Origin of the sequence: Bowmanella yangjiangensis (assembly GCF_017255015.1) — a bacterium.
Taxonomy (GTDB): Bacteria; Pseudomonadota; Gammaproteobacteria; order Enterobacterales; family Alteromonadaceae; genus Bowmanella; species Bowmanella yangjiangensis.
This window is the reverse complement of record NZ_JAFKCS010000128.1, coordinates 1-2,160: the sequence shown is the minus strand read 5'-3', so window position 1 is coordinate 2,160 and position 2,160 is coordinate 1. Positions and strand designations below refer to the sequence as shown.

3 protein-coding genes are annotated in these 2,160 nt (G+C 57.5%); 2 read left to right on the top strand and 1 reads right to left on the bottom strand.

Going from position 1 to position 2,160, the window contains the following annotated elements; translation table 11 throughout:
* The coding region (locus tag J0A65_RS22555) for an EAL domain-containing protein (protein WP_206596556.1) at positions 1–610 on the top strand (610 nt) is incomplete at its 5' end.
* Between the two features lie 154 nt (positions 611–764).
* Here J0A65_RS22555 and J0A65_RS22550 read toward each other — a convergent pair.
* On the bottom strand, positions 765–1,655 hold the full coding sequence (locus J0A65_RS22550; protein ID WP_037057526.1) for a LysR family transcriptional regulator: 891 nt from the start codon (positions 1,653–1,655) through the stop codon (positions 765–767).
* A gap of 108 nt (positions 1,656–1,763) precedes the next feature.
* Between J0A65_RS22550 and J0A65_RS22545 the strand changes: the two genes are divergently transcribed.
* Positions 1,764–2,160: SRPBCC family protein (locus J0A65_RS22545; RefSeq protein ID WP_206596555.1), on the top strand; the 397-nt coding region annotated here is incomplete at its 3' end.

Here is a 2,160-nt window from a genome sequence, read left to right as displayed (position 1 = left end):
GATCGCGGAGCGAGCCGGGATAATTTCAGACCTGGGTGCGCTGGTGATCAAGCCGGTGATCGCCGACTTGCAGGAGTGGCAGTGCCAGCAGATCGAGGTGCCCAAGGTTGCTGTGAACGTTTCAGCCAAACAGTTGCAAACCACGGAATTTACCCAGTGGCTGGCAGAGAGTGTGCGCAGTGCAGGCCTGAAGCCCCATCACCTCGTCATCGAGTTGACCGAAAGCGTTCTGATGGAGCGAAACGACATCAATCTACCGGTCCTGGCTGAGTTGGTGGCGTGTGGATTCCGGATCAGCGTGGATGACTTTGGCACGGGCTACTCATCGCTTGCCTATCTCAAGCGGATGCCGATCAGCGAGATCAAGATTGATCGCAGCTTTGTCGAGCACCTGGCCGACGACCAGGGTGATCAGGCCATCGCTGCGGCCATTCTGACGCTCGGTCACACCCTGGGGCATGTTGTCGTCGCCGAAGGGATAGAGAACGAGCAGCAATTACGCGTTCTGCGTGCTTTGCACTGCGATGTGGGCCAGGGTTTTCTTTTCCACCGCCCGCTGTCGCGTACGGCCTTTCATGAGCTGTTGATGCATGAAAGTGGTAGCAAATAGCCCCTGCTTTCATCCTTGCACCCCAGTCGCAACGGCGCTTCGCGATAACCAATGCGAGGCTGTCTGCTTCTGGCCGGGAGCGGCCTGTCACCAGCGACCGCTATCGGCCAAAAGCTGCCTGTCGGGAATGAGCCAGAATCGATCCCGATAGCGTTCAGTTACAGACTTCGGCTAGCAACGCTCGAATCCAGCGATGAGCAGGGTGTTGCTGGGTACGCTCATGCCATACCAGCAGCTTACGAAAACCGGGAATCGTTAGCGGTGGTTCCAGGATCTGTAGGCCGTCTCCGGGCTGTATCAACCGACGAGGGAGAACGGCAATCAGGTCGCTGTTGCGCAGAACTTCCAGCAACAGTAAGAAGCTGGGCAGAGACAGAAGAACGCGCCTCTGACGGCCTAGGGCGGCAAGCGCTTCGTCAGTCACCCCACTAAAAGCGTCCCCTGCCATTGACATGATGACATGCTCCAAAGCACAGAAGCGGTCTAAATCTAAACCGCCGGCTGCGGCATGACCCTTACGCATTGCACAGACATACTGCTCGTCATAAAGATGTCTGGCGTGTAGTCCTTCATGGGTACTTTCCGGCGTGAGGATAGCCAAGTCCAGCTCGCCGGACTCCAGCTGCTGTTGCACCCGCTGATTGTCTACCGGCCGGGCGGCAACTCGAATACCAGGAGCCTGTCGGCGCAACTCCGCGAGCAGAGGAAGCAGGATGGTGCGCTGGGCATAATCGGTAGCCGCAATCGATAGGGTGAAGCTTGCACTTACCGGCTCGAACTCCTCCGGCTGCAGCATTCCCTCGATCTCACCCAGAATCCGCTTTATCGGCAATGCCAGAGCCTGGGCGCGAGGGGTCGGTACTAGGCCGCGTTGGGCTCGGACGAACAACGGGTCGTCGAAGCTATCGCGTAAGCGATTGAGCATGCCGCTGACCGCCGGCTGAGTGAGAGCTAAGCGCTCGGCTGCCCGTGTGACGCTGCCTTCATCAAGCAGTGCATTCAGGGTTTTGAGCAGATTGAGATCGAGGCTCCTGATATCACGCATGCTTATGGATAACCTATCCAATGACGATTGGTCTTATGGATTGTCGTCGCTCACCATGCCCTGGTCAAAATCGTGGCAAGCGCCACATCCAACCCAAAGGACTACGTCATGAATTACATCCATTGGCCCGAGGGGTATGAGCCAGGCTTCACCGATAACTTCGCCTCAAACGAGGTCATCGTCTTCGGGCTGAGTGCCGCACAGGTCTGGCCTCTGCTGGCCATCGCCACGCAATGGCCTAGTTACTATGCCAATTCGGCAAATGTCCGTTACTACAATAACGCCGCCCCGCAGTTGGCCGAGGGCGTACGTTTTTACTTCGAGACCTTTGGTTTTCCCGTCGAGGCACGCTGCAATGAATACGTTGCGCCGGCCAATGGTCAGCCAGGGCGAATTGCATGGCATGGCTGGGCGGGTGAAGAAGGGGCCGAGAACCGTCTCGACGTCCATCATGCCTGGCTAGTCGAAGACCTATCTGGTGGCCGAGTACGGGTACTGACTCAGG

Excerpts from the sequence above, each read along its gene's own strand:
- J0A65_RS22550 (WP_037057526.1), bottom strand. The coding sequence starts at position 1,655 with ATGCGTGATATCAGGAGCCTCGATCTCAATCTGCTCAAAACCCTGAAT.